The organism is Kribbella sp. NPDC043289 (assembly GCF_056436705.1).
Genome location: NZ_JBWKCB010000001.1, coordinates 692,023 through 707,064 on the forward strand (window position 1 = coordinate 692,023; position 15,042 = coordinate 707,064).

12 protein-coding genes are annotated in these 15,042 nt (G+C 68.1%); 5 read left to right on the forward strand and 7 right to left on the reverse strand.

What is annotated here, in order from left to right; all coding sequences use genetic code 11:
- Window positions 1–27: 27 nt before the first annotated feature.
- On the reverse strand, window positions 28–2,457 hold the full coding sequence (locus tag AC0662_RS03265; protein ID WP_452198682.1) for a transglycosylase domain-containing protein: 2,430 nt from the start codon (window positions 2,455–2,457) through the stop codon (window positions 28–30).
- A gap of 123 nt (window positions 2,458–2,580) precedes the next feature.
- Window positions 2,581–3,618: a zinc-dependent alcohol dehydrogenase family protein gene (locus AC0662_RS03270; protein ID WP_478298177.1), complete on the reverse strand. Its 1,038-nt coding sequence runs from the start codon at window positions 3,616–3,618 to the stop codon at window positions 2,581–2,583.
- 101 nt (window positions 3,619–3,719) lie between these two features.
- Between AC0662_RS03270 and AC0662_RS03275 the strand changes: the two genes are divergently transcribed.
- Together AC0662_RS03275 and AC0662_RS03280 are read left to right on the forward strand one after the other, a co-directional pair.
- Complete coding sequence (locus AC0662_RS03275; RefSeq protein WP_478298179.1) at window positions 3,720–4,601, forward strand: helix-turn-helix transcriptional regulator; 882 nt, start codon at window positions 3,720–3,722, stop codon at window positions 4,599–4,601.
- A 4-nt stretch (window positions 4,602–4,605) separates the two neighbouring features.
- The gene (locus tag AC0662_RS03280) at window positions 4,606–5,010 is read left to right on the forward strand and encodes a (R)-mandelonitrile lyase (RefSeq protein WP_452198688.1); all 405 of its coding nucleotides are present in this window, start codon (window positions 4,606–4,608) and stop codon (window positions 5,008–5,010) included.
- Here the strand turns inward: AC0662_RS03280 and AC0662_RS03285 are convergent.
- Genes AC0662_RS03285 through AC0662_RS03295 form a run of 3 tightly spaced genes read right to left on the reverse strand, consistent with a single transcriptional unit; the run spans window position 5,001 to window position 10,869 of the window.
- The gene (locus tag AC0662_RS03285; RefSeq protein ID WP_478298181.1) at window positions 5,001–6,782 is read right to left on the reverse strand and encodes an ABC transporter ATP-binding protein; all 1,782 of its coding nucleotides are present in this window, start codon (window positions 6,780–6,782) and stop codon (window positions 5,001–5,003) included. The genes AC0662_RS03280 and AC0662_RS03285 overlap by 10 nt on opposite strands.
- A complete protein-coding gene (locus AC0662_RS03290; RefSeq protein WP_478298183.1) occupies window positions 6,779–8,623 on the reverse strand; it encodes an ATP-binding cassette domain-containing protein in 1,845 nt (614 codons plus the stop codon). The genes AC0662_RS03285 and AC0662_RS03290 overlap by 4 nt, the downstream gene beginning before the upstream one ends.
- The gene (locus tag AC0662_RS03295) at window positions 8,620–10,869 is read right to left on the reverse strand and encodes a HelD family protein (RefSeq protein WP_478298185.1); all 2,250 of its coding nucleotides are present in this window, start codon (window positions 10,867–10,869) and stop codon (window positions 8,620–8,622) included. The genes AC0662_RS03290 and AC0662_RS03295 overlap by 4 nt, the downstream gene beginning before the upstream one ends.
- A gap of 238 nt (window positions 10,870–11,107) precedes the next feature.
- Between AC0662_RS03295 and AC0662_RS03300 the strand changes: the two genes are divergently transcribed.
- From AC0662_RS03300 to AC0662_RS03310, 3 genes are read left to right on the forward strand one after another with little or no spacing between them, the layout of a single operon-like run.
- Entirely contained in the window at window positions 11,108–12,490 is a 1,383-nt protein-coding gene (locus AC0662_RS03300) for a ferredoxin reductase family protein (RefSeq protein ID WP_478298187.1), read from the forward strand.
- 5 nt (window positions 12,491–12,495) lie between these two features.
- A complete protein-coding gene (locus tag AC0662_RS03305) occupies window positions 12,496–12,957 on the forward strand; it encodes an FMN-binding protein (protein ID WP_478298189.1) in 462 nt (153 codons plus the stop codon).
- Entirely contained in the window at window positions 12,954–13,742 is a 789-nt protein-coding gene (locus AC0662_RS03310) for an FAD:protein FMN transferase (RefSeq protein WP_452198697.1), read from the forward strand. The genes AC0662_RS03305 and AC0662_RS03310 overlap by 4 nt, the downstream gene beginning before the upstream one ends.
- On the opposite strand, the gene AC0662_RS03315 is transcribed toward AC0662_RS03310, so the two are convergent.
- Complete coding sequence (locus AC0662_RS03315) at window positions 13,708–14,364, reverse strand: hypothetical protein (protein ID WP_452198699.1); 657 nt, start codon at window positions 14,362–14,364, stop codon at window positions 13,708–13,710. The genes AC0662_RS03310 and AC0662_RS03315 overlap by 35 nt on opposite strands.
- Before the next feature lie 47 nt (window positions 14,365–14,411).
- A complete protein-coding gene (locus tag AC0662_RS03320; RefSeq protein WP_478298192.1) occupies window positions 14,412–14,987 on the reverse strand; it encodes a TetR/AcrR family transcriptional regulator in 576 nt (191 codons plus the stop codon).
- Between the last annotated feature and the right edge of the window lie 55 nt (window positions 14,988–15,042).

Below are 15,042 nucleotides of genomic sequence, written 5' to 3' on the forward strand. Positions count from 1 at the left end.
CCTCCGAAGGGTAGGGGAGCGGCAGGGTCAGCCCTGGCCCTTGCACTTGGGGTAGCGCGGGTCCCAGGGGCCACAGGTCGGGAAGCCCGGCGGCGGCTTGATGGTCGGCGGCGTCCCTGGCGGCGGCGGAGTGACCGGTGGCGTCACCGGCGGCGGGGTGGTCGGCTTCGCCCTGCTGCCGTTCGAGATGTACAGCAGGATCATCGCGCCGGCCGGTGCACCGTCCTCCTGCCGCGGGTTCGTCCGGGCGACCATGCCCGCCGGTGCATCCGAATCGACCTGCGGGCCGTGGTCCATCTGGACCTTGAAGCCCATCGACAGCAGCTTCGCGGCGGCGTCCGCGGGCGTCATGCCCTTCAGGTACGGCAGATCCTTGACGTTACCGCGGATGATCAGGTCGTCAGGCTTGACGAAGGTGCTGGTCGGAATCCCCTGCAGCGCCAACTGCATCGCGGTCTCCCAGACCGGGCCGGCCGTTCCCGACCCCGACGCGTCGCCGATCTTCTTACCGTTCAGCGTCAGCTTCGCGAGGTCCTCGTACTTCGGATCCGCGTCCGCGACCACCGACGCGGCGGCCATCTTGGACGAGTAGCCGGCGAACCAGACTGCGAAGTTGTTGTTGATGGTACCGGTCTTACCGGCCAGGGCGCTCTTGCCGAACTTCAGCTTGGCGCCCGTGCCGCCCTTCACCATCACCTGCTGCAGCACGTAGTTGACGCCGTCCGCGACCCCCGGCGACAGCACCCGGTGGCAGTTCGGGCCCGGCGTCGGGGTCGACTTGCCGGTCTTCAGCGAGGTGATCGAGAGGATGATCTGCGGGTTGCAGTACATCCCGCGCGCGGCGAACGTCGCGTACGCGTTCGACAGCATCAGCGGCGTGACCTGACCCACCGACCCGAGCGTGAACGAGGGCACCTGCAGGAGCGGCTTCATCGTCTGCGCGTCGTACATGCCGAGCTTGGACGCGATCGTCGCGATCGGGCACAGACCGATCTGCTCGGACAGTTGCAGGAAGTAGGTGTTGGTCGAGGCCCGGGCCGCGTCGACCATCGACGGGTCGGCGATCGTCTTGGTCGAGTTCTTCGGGGTGTAGTCCGGGGCCGATGTGGTCCCGCTGCAGGTGCTGAACACCTTGCCGCTGAGGTCGAGCCGCTGCGGCGAATTGATCCGGTACGTCGTCGGTACGCTCTTACCGAGCGCGGCGGCGATCGTGAACGCCTTCATCGTGGAGCCGTTCTGGAACCCGCCGTACCCGCCGGCGTAGGACTTCTCGACGTTGTAGTTGTACGCCGTCTGCCCCTTCTTGCTGCCGTACGCACGGCTCTGCGCCATCGCCTTCACCAGACCGGTGCCGGGCTCGACCATCGTGACCGCCGCGACAGCCTGGTCGCCGGCCTTGGAGTGCTGATTGATCGAGGCCTGCGCCGCCGCTTGGACGCGCTGGTCGAGCGACGTCTTGATCACCAGACCGGAGGTCTCGATGTAGTTCTCGCGCTCCTCGGCGGTCTTGCCGAACGCCGCGTTCGCCTTCAGCTTCGAGACGACGTACTCACAGAAGAACGGGTACTTCGAGTTCGCGCAGCCGCTCGGGATGACGCGGACCTTCTTCGGGTCGATCACCGGGGTCTTGAGCGCGTCGGCGGCCTGCTTGGGGGTGATGACGTTCAGTTCCTGCATCCGCCGCAGGACGACGTCGCGCCGGGCCTTGGCGCGCTTCGGGTTGTCGATCGGGTCGTACCCGGTCGGGTTCTTCACCAGGCCGGCCAGCATCGCGGCCTGCGGGAGGTTCAGCTTCGCGGCGTGGACGCCGAAGTAGTGCTGGGCCGCCGCGTCGACGCCGTACGAGCGGTCGCCGAAGAAGGCCAGGTTCAGGTAGCGGTTCAGGATCTCGTTCTTGCTGAGCTCCTTCTCGACCGCGATCGCGTACCGGACCTCGGCGATCTTCCGCTCGTAGGTCTCGGCCGTGGCCTGCTTGACCTCCTGCGGCGTGCGCGCCTTGTTGATCAGGCTGAGCTTCACGTACTGCTGGGTAATGCTCGAGCCGCCCTGTTGCACGCCGCCGGCGGACTGGTTGCGGAGCAGCGCGCGGAAGGTGCCCTTGGCATCCAGTGCGCCGTGCTCGTAGAAGCGGTCGTCCTCGATCGCGACGATTGCCTTGAGCATCAGCGGGCTGATCTGCTTCAGCGTCACCGGCGTCCGGTTCTGCTGGTACAGCGTCGCGATGGTCCGGCCCTCGGAGTCCTGGATGACGCTCTTCTCGGCCACTGGTGCCGTCTCGAGGTCCTGGGGCAGGTACTGGACCGTGTCGTGCGCTGTCGCCGCGGTGACGCCGGCCAGCCCGGCGAACGGGAGGGCCAGCCCGGCGGTCAGTGCTCCGGCCAGCAAGCTGACCACCAGGAACACGAACACCGACCACACGACGTTGGGCCGCTTGGCCCGCCGTTCGCCTCTGTGCATGGTTGGGCAGGTTACGTGAGGTGAGGGCTTTCCGGGAGTCTCCTCGTTACAGAATTTACACATTTGGCTACAGATCTCACTACAAGTGACCGATTCCTCACGCCGTGCCGCCCAACTCTACGGTCATGGCCGGATCAGGACCTTCAGGGCCTCGCGGTTGTCCATGGCGCGGTAACCGTCCGCGATGCCGTCGAAGTCGACGGTGCGGTCGAAGACCTTGCCCGGGTTGACGGTCCCGTCCAGGACACCCGGCAGGAGCCGCTCGATGTACGCGCGGGCCGGCGCCGGACCTCCGGTCAGGGTGATGTTCGGCAGGAAGAGCGTCCCGAAGCCGATCGGCGCCTCGTCGTACTGCGGGACTCCGACGCGACTGATCACGCCGCCCGGACGCACGACCCCGAGTGCCTGCTCGTACGCCGGGAAGTGGCCGACCGCCTCGAGGACGACATGCGTCCCGTCGCCGCCCGTCAGCTCCCGCACCTTGGCGATCCCTTCCGCGCCGCGTTCCGCGACCACGTCGGTCGCGCCGAACTCGACGCCGAGGTCGGTCCGGTCCTTGTGCCGGCCCATCAGCACGATCCGTTCGGCGCCGAACTGCTTCGCCGCGAGGACGGCGAGCAGCCCGACCGCGCCGTCGCCGATCACGGTCACCGTGGTCTTCGCCGACACGCCGCCTTTGAGCCCCGCGTGGTACCCGGTGCCGTAGACGTCGGACAACGTCAGCAGTGAGGGGAGCAGCGCGGGGTCCTCGCCGCCGGGGACCTTCACGAGGGTCCCGTCCGCCTGCGGCACCCGGACCGCCTCGGCCTGACCGCCATCGACCCCGTTGGCGTTCCAGAAGCCGCCGTGCCGGCAGGACGTCTGCAGGTCCTCCTGGCAGAAGTCGCAGGTACCGTCGGACCAGGCGAAGGGTGCGATCACGAAGTCGCCCTTCCGCAGTGTGGTCACGTCGTGGCCGATGTCCTCGACGACTCCCACGAACTCGTGGCCGATCGTCTTGCCGTCAGGTGTGCTGGGCAGGTTGTGGAAGGGGTGCAGGTCGCTGCCGCAGATGCAGGACCTGACCACCCGCACGACGGCGTCCGTTGGTTGCTGGATCACCGGATCCGGTACGTCGATCACGCGCACGTCTCCGGCGCCGTAGATGTAAGTCGCTCGCATGGCTCCAGTGAAGGTCCACGGGCGCGCCCGTGGCAGTGCCTGTCGTTCCAGGTAATGCCAGTGCCTCCCTGATCATCACGACCGTCCGTACTGTGGAAGTCATGGACCACCGGGCCGAGATCAAGGAATTCCTCAGCTCCCGGCGTGCTCGAATCACCCCCGAGCAGGCGGGACTGCCGGCGTACGGCGGCAATCGCCGCGTGAAAGGCCTGCGGCGCGAGGAAGTCGCCCTGCTCGCGGGTGTCTCGGTGGACTACTACGTCCGGATCGAGCGCGGGCACCTCGCCGGCGCGTCGGAGAGCGTCCTGGAGGCGCTCGTACGGGCGCTGCAGCTGGACGATGCCGAACGCGATCATCTGTTCGCGCTCGCCCGTGAGTCCGACGCCACCCCGGTACGGCGGCGCCCGGCGACCAAGGGCATCCGCCCCGCGCTGCAGCAGGTCCTGGACGCGATCACCGACGCGCCTGCCTGGATCCGCAACGCGCAGTTCGACATTCTCGCGGCGAACCGGATGTCACGGACGCTGTACTCCGCCCTGTTCGCCGACCCGCACCGGCCGCCGAACACCGCCCGGTTCACGTTCCTCGACCCGGTCGCGCAGGAGTTCTTCGTGGACTGGGAGCGGGCCGCCGACGACATCGCCGCCGTACTGCGTCTCCAGGCCGGGAAGAACCCGCACGACAAGGCGCTCAGCGACCTGATCGGTGAGTTGTCCACGCGGAGCGAGACCTTCCGGACCCGGTGGGCGGACCACAACGTCCGCTTCCACCGGTCCGGCCGCAAGAAGCTGCACCACCCGGTGGTCGGCGACCTCGACATCGACTTCGAGGCGATGGAGTTCCCCTCCGATCCCGGCCTGACCCTGGTCGTCTACACCGCCCCCGCCGGCAGCCCGACCGCCGACGCGCTGCAGCTGCTGGCCAGCTGGGCGGCCACCCAAGAAACCGTTGCTCAAGACTCGGTTGCTCAAGACAAGGAATAGTTCTGTGCAGATCCTCCCCAAACCGCCGACCGGAAAAGGCCCGGCGGAGTGGTTCGCCGGCGACGTCTGGTTCGACGTCATCATCCGCGGCGAAGCCCCGTCCCGCGTCCGGGTGAACACCGTCCGCTTCGCCCCCGGCGCGCACACCGCCTGGCACCGGCACGCGAACGGCCAGACCCTGCACGTCACCGACGGCATCGGTCTGGTCCAGTCCCGCGGCGGCGAGGTCACCGTGATCCGCCCCGGGGACGTGATCTACACGCCCCCGGGCGAATGGCACTGGCACGGCGCCTGCCCCGACAACTTCATGACCCACACCGCCATCTGGGAAGCCCCCACGACAGACGACCCCGAAACCGAATGGGGCGACCACGTCACCGAAGCGGAGTACGTCGTACCTCAGCGGTAACCGCGGGCTTGGAGCTCGTACAGCTCGGCGTAGTGGCCCTGGTTGGCGAGCAGCTCGGTGTGCGAGCCGACCTCGATGACTCGGCCGCGGTCGAGAACCACGACGAGATCGGCGGCGGCCACGGTGGAGAACCGGTGCGTCACCAGCAGCGTGACTCCGCCGTTCCGGCCAGCCTCGCGCCCTGCCGCGGTGTACCGCTCGAACAGTGCGTGTTCGGTGGCAGCGTCGAGGGCGGCGGTCGGTTCGTCGAGGATCAGTAACAGCGGCGATCGGCGCAGCATGCCGCGCGCGATGGCGATCCGCTGCCATTGACCGCCGGACAGATCGACCCCGCCGGGCCAGGTGGTGCCCAGTTGGGTGTCGAGCCCGGCCGGAAGTGCGGCCAGGAGGTCCTCGGCCGCGGCGTCCTGCAGGGCCCGCTGTACGCGTTCGCGATCGTCCAGTACGGCGAGATCACCCGAGCCGATGGATCTCTGGGCAACGAGCTCGAACCTGGCATGGTCCTGGAACGCTCCGGACATCCGGGACCGCCAGCTGATCAGATCCAGATCGGCGAGGTCGCAGCCGTCGACGAGGGCGCGACCCTGAATGGGCCGGTAGAGCCCGGCGAGGATCTTCACGAGCGTCGACTTGCCGGCGCCGTTCTCGCCGACGAGTGCCACAACCGAACCAGCCGGCAGATCCACGGTGATGTCCGTCAACGAGTCGCGCGAGGACTCGCCGTACCTGAAGCTGAGTCCTTCGATCCGGATCCCGTCGGACAGCCGGTCCGGTGGCGTCTTCCGGCCGGTCTGTGCAGCGGTTGCCTCGTCCGCATAGTCGCGGAGCCAAAGGAACCTGGCGCAGTTCCGTCCAACCTTCGTGATGCTGCCGATCGCGCCGGCAAACGACGAACTGACGCTCTGGAGGCCCTGCAGTACGCCGATTGCGACCACCAGGGACTGCACCGAGACCGATCCGGCGAGCACGTCCCGAGTCATCCACATCAGCACGACAACTGCGGTGACGAAGAAGAGGCTCGAGTTCGCGAGAGCCAGCCATGCGTTGCGGTCGGCGGAGCCGACCGCTGGCCGCCGCCATCGGCCGGCTGCGCCTCTGATGCGCACCCGCAGCTCACGCTCGTGCTCGAACACTCGCGTCTCGGCGCCGCCGGCTGGGGAGGTGGCGAGGTCGATCAGGTGCCTCGTCAACCGACCCGGCGCCGCGCTGTCCTTCTCGGCGCGCTTCTCCCACCGCATCGACCATCCGGCGGTGAACAATCGCGCGGCGCCGACCGCGACCAGGATCAGCAGACGCGAGTCAGCCGCGACTGCGACAAGCAGCACGCTGATCGCGTAGGCGACCGTGTTCGCCGTGTTGAGCAACGTGTTGAGTGCGCCACCGAGGGCGTTCTCGTTGTCGCGCAGGATCTGCAGCTCGTCGTGGAAGCGAGCACTCTCCAGATGGTCGAGCGTCGGGATCCGTGCGGTCAGCTCGGCGATCCGCGCGTCGAAGATGTGGCCGACCAGCTCGAGTTGCCGAACGCGGGCGTTGACGCCGACCGCCTGTAGCGCCGTGTTCGCCGCGGTCGAACCGACCAAGGCCGCGCTCGCGAACAACATCCGGCCGAGATCCTGCGCGAGCGCGCCGGCGGCGAAGATTCCGATGAACAGCGGGGACAACGCGGCGAGCACCTTGCCGAGCGTCTCGAACAGGCACAGCACGGACTGCCACGGACCGACCCGAACAGCGGTGGCGAGCACCAGACCCATCCCTCGCAGTGCCCGAGTCATGACACCACCGGTGCCGGGTCGTCGTCCTGCGCGAATCGGCGGGCCTGCAGCGCGAACAGGGCGGCGTACCGGCCGCCGAGACGCATCAATTCGTCGTGACTGCCGTCCTCGACGATGCCGTGCTCGTTGTCAGCAGGATCGGCGAGTACGACGATCCGTTCGGCGTGCCGAACACTCGACAACCGGTGGCTGACCAGGATCGTGGTCACGCCCCGGGTGACGTCGAGGAACCGATCGAACAGCGCGGCCTCCGCCCGCACGTCCAACGCCGCCGTGGGTTCGTCCAGCACCAGTACGCCGGCGCCACCGGCGACCGCCGCCAGGGCACGCGCCAGCGCGACCCGCTGCCATTGACCGCCTGACAGGTCCGTGCCGCCGTCGTACTCCGCGGACAACACCGTGTCCCACCCTGCCTCCAGGCCCTCCAACAGCGGCAGCCCGCCCGCGTCGGTCAACGCTTGACGCACTACGCCGTCATCGTGGCTCGCGTCGCCGAGTACGACGTTGTCCCGGAGCGGAAGGTGGTATCGGACGAAGTCCTGGAAGATGACTGCCACGCGGCGGCGGGCGCCGTCGTCGACGGCCGGATCGGCTCCGTCGACCCGAATGGTCCCTTGATCCGGTTCGTACAGCCCACACAGGAGCTTGATCAGTGTGGACTTTCCCGCGCCGTTGACACCAACGACGGCGATCGACTGGCCGGCGGGGATGCGCAGGGTCAGGTCGGACACGGCTTGTGTCGTACGGCTCGGATAGCCGAAACCGACACCTTCGAGCCGGACCTCGGCAGCGCCGATTGGCGCTGCGGTGGGGGCTTCCGAACTTCCATGCCCGACGGGCTTGATGGCAGGGAGACCGAGATCCTGGCGAATGCTGACCAGCGCACGAAGCAAGGAGGTGCTCCGAGCGAGCGCCGTACCGGAATCACCGAGGACGCCGAAGTTCTGCAGACGCAGGATCGCCTGTGCCATCGTGACCGCACCGGCGAGCGAGACCGTTCCCGCTGCGACGTCGAGCCCGATCAGAGCGAAGGCCCCACCAACGGTCAGTGCCATCGTCAGACAGGTGAGCAGGACGGGACCGAGGCCGCTGCGTCGCGCCCGCCAGAGGTGCGTCATCGCCTCGAACCAGGTCGAGCGGTACACATCGGTGAGCCAGTCGGTCAGACCGAACAACCGGACCTCTTTCGCGGATTCAGGCCGGACCAGCAGACCGCGAAGGTAACTCGCGCGGCGGCGCTCGTCGCCGGTGGTCTCCAACAGCTTGTCGAAGGCAAGGCTGATCCAGCCCATGAACACATGGGAGACCAGCAGGAACGAAGCCGCCACCACGAACGGCACCCACCACCGCCACGGGAGCAGAACCGCGATGGCACCTACCCCGGCGAGCCGGGGGCCGATGATCGACCACGTCGCACCGGCACCTGCCACGAAGGACCAGTCCTGGGTCGCGTCCACGACAGCCCGAATCCGGCTCGACGAATCAGGGGAGTCCAGGTGCCCGATCCCGTGCGGATGAACCCCGACCTCGGTCACCAGATCGAGGACGTGAACCAGGTACGCCGCTGAGCACCTCGCTGTGACCGCGGTCAGCGCCGACTGCAGGACCGGACCAACGAGCAACAGGACAGCCACGACGACGAACCATCGCCAGATCTCGTCGGCGGCGCCGGACCTGGGGAGCGACCCCACGAACTGACCGATCGCGATCATCAGCAATGTACGAGCGGTCGCCTCGAGCACCGTCAGCACCAGCGCCGATGTCGACCAGAGCGGCGAGGCGCGCCAGAGCACCGCCGTGTGCTGCAGGTAGCGAGACAGTCCGTCGACAGCGCTCCTCATGATGTCCGCTGGAGAACCTCGGGGAGGTTTCCCAGGATGGTGAGGCGTTTGGTGGCTCGGGTGATGGCTACGTAGAGGTCGGAGAGGCCTCGGTCGGAGTCTGTGGTGATGCCGGCGGGGTCGGCGATCAGAACGGCGTCGAACTCGAGGCCTTTGGACTGGGGTACGTCGAGTAGGGCGACCGTGCCGTCGAGGACGGACGGGTCGTGGGTGTGGGCGACGTCGGGGAGTACGGCGGCGAACTCGTCGTACCGGGAGGCCGGGACGATGACGGCGAGGCGGCCGTCGCCGATGGTGTCCTGCTCGGACTTGATCGCGGCGTGGAGGGTGTCGGCGAGAGCGTCGGCGGGGACGGGGTCGATGTAGGGCTCGGTGCCGGTCTCGCGGACCGAGGTCGGTGGTTGCAGGGTGGGGTCGATCGCGGCGAGGACGTCGGCGGCGACGGTCATGATCTCGGCCGGGGTGCGGTAGTTGACGGTGAGTTCGGCGGTCCGCCAGCGGCGGGGTGCGTAGTGGTCGAGGAGTTCGGCCCACGAGCGGACGCCGGCGGCCGAGCCGGTCTGCGCGATGTCGCCGACCAGCGTCATCGAGCGGCGTGGGCAGCGGCGCATCAGCATCCGCCAGTCCATCGCGGACAGTTCCTGGGCCTCGTCGACGATGACGTGCCCGAACACCCAGTCGCGGTCGTATGCGGCGCGTTCGGATGGATCCGACGGCCGGTCGAACTGCCGGGTGCGCTGGGCGATCAGGTCCTTGAACTGCTCGATCTCCCACGACTCGATCGTGATCCGCTCGGCGGTCAGTTCGATGTCCACGACGCCGCGGGCGTACTCGCGGCCCGCTTCCTCCGCGGCGTCCTCTTCCGCGGCGCGACGTTTGCGTCCGGCAACGACTTCCGAGGTCTCGCCGAGCAGTTCGGCCGCTTCGTCGAGCAGCGCCACATCCGACGGCGTCCAGTCGGCTGCGAGTGGCCGCAGTACGGCGGAACGCTCGGCACCGGTCAGGTACGGCGCGGCCGCGGCGAGCCGATCGCCTGACGAGAGCAGAAGCGACACCAAGAGCTGCGGCGTGAGCTCGGGCCACAAGCGGTCGAGCAGTTCCAGAACCCGGTCGTCCTCGAACAGCTCCTGCTGGATGTCCTCGATGTCCGCGTCGCCGACGTACTGCCGGCCGATCCGGTCGACGATTTGGTTCGTCAGCGTCTTGAGGATCCTCCGGACGAACATCGGCCGCGCCCGGTTGTGCTGGCTCTGTGCCGCCAGCGCGCCCTTCTGCGCCTTGCGGATCGCGTCGGGTCGCAGTACGAGCTCGTCCTGGTTGGCCTTGAACCGGATCGGCTCGGCCGGAACGACCCGGAAGCCGGCAATCGCCCGCTCGATCACCTCGGCCATCGCCGACTCGCCCTTGATCCGCGCCGCCGCGGCCGACTCCGGCGCGGTACCGGCCACGCCCGGGAACAGCTCGCCGACCGTCGCGAGCACCACGTCGTTCTCACCGAGCGAGGGGAGCACCTGGTCGATGTAGCGCAGGAATGTGGTGTTCGGCCCCACCACCAGTACGCCGCTCCGCCCGAGCTGCTCGCGGTACGTATAGAGCAGGTACGCCGCCCTGTGCAGCGCGACCACGGTCTTACCGGTGCCCGGACCGCCCTGGACGACGAGCACGCCGGGCAGCCCGGACCGGATGATCTCGTCCTGCTCCGACTGGATCGTCGCGACGATCTCGTTCATCCGGCCGGTGCGGCTCGCACCGAGTGACGACAGCAGCGCCGCCTCACCGATCAGCGTGCCGCGTTCGCCGTCGGCCAGCGCCTCGAGATCGAGTACGTCGTCGTCCACGCCGACCACAGTCCGGCCGTGCAACCGGATGTGCCGCCGGCGTTTGACCCCGAGCGGCTCGGCCGCGGTGGCGCGGTAGAAGACCTGCGCGACCGGCGTCCGCCAGTCGATCAGCAGCGGATTGTAGTCGTCGTCGAACAATCCGATTCGCCCGATGTGGAAGCGTTCGCCGGCGGTCTCGTCGATCCGCCCGAAACACAATCCGCGTTCCAGCGACGACAACTGCGAGAACCGTCCGGAAAACAGGTCCGTGAACGATTCCCGTTCGGTCCGGGCCTGATCCGTCCCGGTGGTCTCCTCCAGCTGCACGCGGCCGAGCTCGCCGCGGGCCTTGTCCCGCAGCTCGTCCAGCCGCTCGTACATCGCCGTCACGTCGCCCTGTTCCGCGGCGATCTCCTGTTCCAGCACGCTGCCCCCGATCCCTTCTTGCGTAAACCCGGAATGGTTTGATATTCTGAATTCAGAAGCCCCGGAGAGGGCTTCTTTTCATTTCCCATACAAATACCCAACGATACCTTTTCCGGGGTTCGGCGGCAATGGGTTCTTCTCAAACAACCGCTTCACAGCAGGCTGCCAGGAAAGCCGAAGGATCCGCTCAGCGCGCGACTCGACACTGAGGTGAGTTCACCCCAGCGAGGAGTCGCCCATGACCGGTTCGCCCGTCGCCGTGCTGTCAGGCCGGCGGGCCCGCAACGACAGCGCCGTACGGCTCGGGGCCCTGGCGGTCCTGTGGCTGAGCCTGTTGCTCGTCACGTACTGGTGGGTCGTCGACGGCGGGATCCAGGAGCTCGGCGGCTGGGCCACGGGCCTGACGTCGCTCGGGCGCTTGACCGGCTTGGCCGCGGCGGTGCTGTTGCTGGCGCAGGTCGTGCTGATGGCCCGCGTACCGCTGCTGGAAGCGGCGTTCGGCCAGGATCACCTGGCGCGGATCCACCGCGTCACCGGGTTCACCTCGTTCAACCTGATGCTCGCGCACCTGGTCACGATCACCTGGGGTTACGCGGCGGGGGAGTTGCACCAGACGCCGGCGACCCTGTGGGATCTGACCGTCAACTACCCGGGCATGCTGCTCGCCGTTGGTGGCACCATCGGTCTCTGCCTGAGCGTGCTGACCAGTATCCGCGCCGCCCGCCGGCGGATCCGCTACGAGTCGTGGCACCTGCTGCACCTGTACGCGTACCTCGGCGTCGGGCTCGCCCTCCCGCATCAGCTCTGGACCGGACAGGAGTTCCTGTCGTCGACCGGCCGGACGGTGTTCTGGTGGACGGCGTGGGCGGTCGGCGCCGCGACCGTCCTGGTCTACCGGATCGGGCTGCCGGTCTGGCGCAACGCGCGACACCGGCTTCGCGTCACAGCCGTCGTACCGGAGACCGACCAGATCGTGTCCGTGTACGTCGCTGGTCGGCGACTGGAAAGCCTGCCGGCCGAGGCGGGTCAGTTCTTCTCATGGCGGTTCCTCGGCCGGCCGGGGTGGACCCGGGCGAACCCGTACTCCCTGTCGGCTGCACCGGACGGACGCGGTCTGCGGATCACCGTCCAATACGCCGGTGACGGCAGCGAAGCCCTCGGCTCGGTGCAGCCCGGTACGCGCGTTCTCGTCGAGGGACCGTTCGGCCGGATGAGTCCGCGAGCCCGCACCCAGCACAAGATCGCCTTGATCGGAGCCGGCGTCGGAGTCACGCCGCTGCGCGCGCTCGCCGAGGGACTCAGCTATGCGCCCGGCGATGCTGTGCTCGTTCAGCGGTACACCGACAAGCCCTTGTTCTACGACGAGTTCCAGGCGCTGTGGCGCGACCGCGGGCTGTCCTTGCTGACGTTGCCCGGTCCGCGGCGGAGCCCGGATTCGTGGTTCGGCGCCGGCGTCGGGGAACTCGACGACCTGCACGCGTTGCTGCACTGGATCCCGGACATCGCCGAGCGCGACGTCTACCTGTGCGGACCCGAGGCATGGACCCAACTGGTCCGGGCCACCCTCACCGCCGCCGGTCTGCCGACCGAACGGCTCCATCTCGAATCCTTCAAGTGGTGACCGCTGTGAAACGCATCGTCCTCTGGTTCCTCGGTACGGCGTCGGCCGTCGTCCTCATGTTCGGGTACCACACCTCGACCTCAGGCCCGGAAACCACACCACTGGCCGGCGGAACCGTCGGCAGCACTCCCGTACCGACCCCCTCCACGGCACCCTCCACCGAACCCTCATCGACACCGTCGTCCTCGACGGCCTCGGCGACTGTGACGGGTCAGGTGGCGCAGACGCAGTGGGGCCCGGTCCAGGTGCAGCTCACCGTCCAATCCGGCAAGATCACGGCCGTCAACGTCGTGCAGTACCCGAACGGGAACCACCGCGACGCCGAGATCAACGACTACGCGCTGCCGATCCTGATCAACGAGACCGTGCAGGCGCAGAGCGCCCAGATCGACATGGTCAGCGGCGCGACCGTCACCAGCGACGGCTACATCCGCTCACTGCAGAGCGCCCTGGACCAGTCGAAATGACCACCCGGTACGTCGAACACCTGATGGGAATGCCCATCAGCCTGGCGCTGCGCGGCCGCCACACCGACGACGCGGCCGCGGCACACGCCTGGGCCGCGGCCCTAGACATCCTCCGTACGGCGGATCGCGTGTTCAGCACGTACCGTCCGGACTCCTACATCTCCCGCCTCAACCGCGAAGAGCTGACCGTCGCCGACTGCCCACCCGAGGTCGCCGAGGTGCTCGCACTCGGTGAGCAGGCCCGCCTCGAGTCGGACGGCGCCTTCGACGTCCGCCGCTCCTCGGGCCTCGACCCGAGCGGCGTGGTGAAGGGCTGGGCGGTCGAACGCGCCGCACAACCCCTGAACGAACTCGCCGCCACGGACTACTGCCTTTCGGCCGGCGGCGACATGACCTGCCGAGTCTCCACGCAGGACGCCGAGGCCTGGCGCATCGGTATCGAGGACCCGTTCAACCCGCAGAAGGTGGTGGCCGTCGTCCCGATCCGCAACGGCGCGATCGCAACCTCCGGCCTCTACCGCCGCGGTTCACACCTGATCGATGCGCGCACCGGTACGACCCCAACGGCCCTGGCCTCGGTCACCGTCCTCCACCGCTCCCTAACCCAAGCCGACATCGACGCCACCGCAGCCTTCGTCCTAGGCCCCGCCGCCCTCACCTGGCTCCAGTCCCGCCCCAACCGCACCGGCCTGGTGATCCTGGCCGACGGAACGCGTCAGGTTTTCGGGGAGAAGCCCCGGGCCGACGGGCTCAGCCCGCTTTCCAGATCACCACGTCGAACGTAGCGCGTGAGTCCAGCGCGCCACCGGCGCCGAGAGCGGAGACCTTCAGCCGCGCAATGTTCTGGTCGCTGGTAATGACGCACAGCACGGTCTTCTTCGTGAGTTTGAAGTCGTCGCGGCTGCCCTGCGTCGTCGCGAGATCCGAGCACTCCTGAGGGCCCGGCAGGGTGCCGGCGGGGTCCGGCCACGGCGCTATCAGGACATTGTTCCAGCCGCTCATCTCGTTCTCGTACAGCATGTAGATGTCGCCTTCGTCGGAATACGCGGCCCGTTGCGGTGGCACCGCGTCGAGATCCTTGGCCTCGTGATCGAGCGACAGCGTTCCGTGCCAGAGCTGGCTTCCGGCGGGAGTAGCCGTCGGGGTTTGTGACGACGACTCGCTGGGTGACTGGGGCGTGCTGGGTGTTGTTTGCTGCGTCGGGCCGGAAACGGCTGAGCTAGGTGCCGCAACCGGCCCGCTGACGGCGTCCTTGTCATCGCCGGACGACGCGAACACCGGCACCAGCGTTGCAATCAGAGCAGCGAAAACCGTTGCCCCGGCGGCGATCCAGGCGCCCTTCTGGTGCCTGTCGAACCAGCCGCCGCGGGAGGACGAGGTGTTTTCTTCAGCGTCGTCGTCGGCCATCGTCCGCATCGCCCCCAGCGCTCAAACGTCTCCGTAGGTCGCTGAGGTTAGCAGTCTGTGAGGGCGCGAGCACTACCTGGATTCAGGACCCGTGACACCACCTCGGCCACCATCCGTCGCGGGATCGGGCGGTGGGCGACGAAGTGGCGGTAGAAGAAGGGGCTGGTCAGGAGGTCGGTGGTGAGTTCCGGATCGGCGTCGGGTGGTAGTTCGCCGCGATCGCGGCCACGTTTTAGGGCGATCAGCATCGGCTCGCGGCGGCGTTTCGTCAGGTCCTGGTGGAGTTTCGCGAGTGCGGGGTCGCGTTCGGCGGCGTCGATGAAGGCGGCGAGCAGCCGGGGGAACCGCGTCCGTTCGAGGACTGTGACGAACGCGGTCAGGATCGTGGTGGCGTCCTTGACGACCGAGCCGGTGTCGGGGCCCGGCAGCGGTTGGTACGTCGCGTCCATCGCGTCGACGAGCAATGCGCCGGTGGTGGGCCAGCGGCGGTAGAGGGTTGCTTTGCTGGCGCCGGCTCGGCGTGCGACTGCCTCCATCGTGAAGCCGGCCAGGCCGGCGTCGTCGAGGACGTCGAGGGCTGCGGTCAGCATCCGCTGCCGCGCGCCGTCTCCACGAGAGACCATTGATCCACCTCCATCGAAACGCTATCGTACCGTTAGCGGAAGAGTACGGAACCGT

Bases quoted from the DNA above. Each gene is read 5' to 3' on its own strand.
- AC0662_RS03265 (WP_452198682.1), bottom strand. From the start codon at position 2,457: ATGCACAGAGGCGAACGGCGGGCCAAGCGGCCCAACGTCGTGTGGTCG.
- AC0662_RS03270 (WP_478298177.1), bottom strand. From the start codon at position 3,618: ATGCGAGCGACTTACATCTACGGCGCCGGAGACGTGCGCGTGATCGAC.
- AC0662_RS03275 (WP_478298179.1), top strand. From the start codon at position 3,720: ATGGACCACCGGGCCGAGATCAAGGAATTCCTCAGCTCCCGGCGTGCT.
- AC0662_RS03285 (WP_478298181.1), bottom strand. From the start codon at position 6,782: ATGACTCGGGCACTGCGAGGGATGGGTCTGGTGCTCGCCACCGCTGTT.
- AC0662_RS03290 (WP_478298183.1), bottom strand. From the start codon at position 8,623: ATGAGGAGCGCTGTCGACGGACTGTCTCGCTACCTGCAGCACACGGCG.
- AC0662_RS03300 (WP_478298187.1), top strand. From the start codon at position 11,108: ATGACCGGTTCGCCCGTCGCCGTGCTGTCAGGCCGGCGGGCCCGCAAC.
- AC0662_RS03310 (WP_452198697.1), top strand. From the start codon at position 12,954: ATGACCACCCGGTACGTCGAACACCTGATGGGAATGCCCATCAGCCTG.
- AC0662_RS03315 (WP_452198699.1), bottom strand. From the start codon at position 14,364: ATGGCCGACGACGACGCTGAAGAAAACACCTCGTCCTCCCGCGGCGGC.
- AC0662_RS03320 (WP_478298192.1), bottom strand. From the start codon at position 14,987: ATGGTCTCTCGTGGAGACGGCGCGCGGCAGCGGATGCTGACCGCAGCC.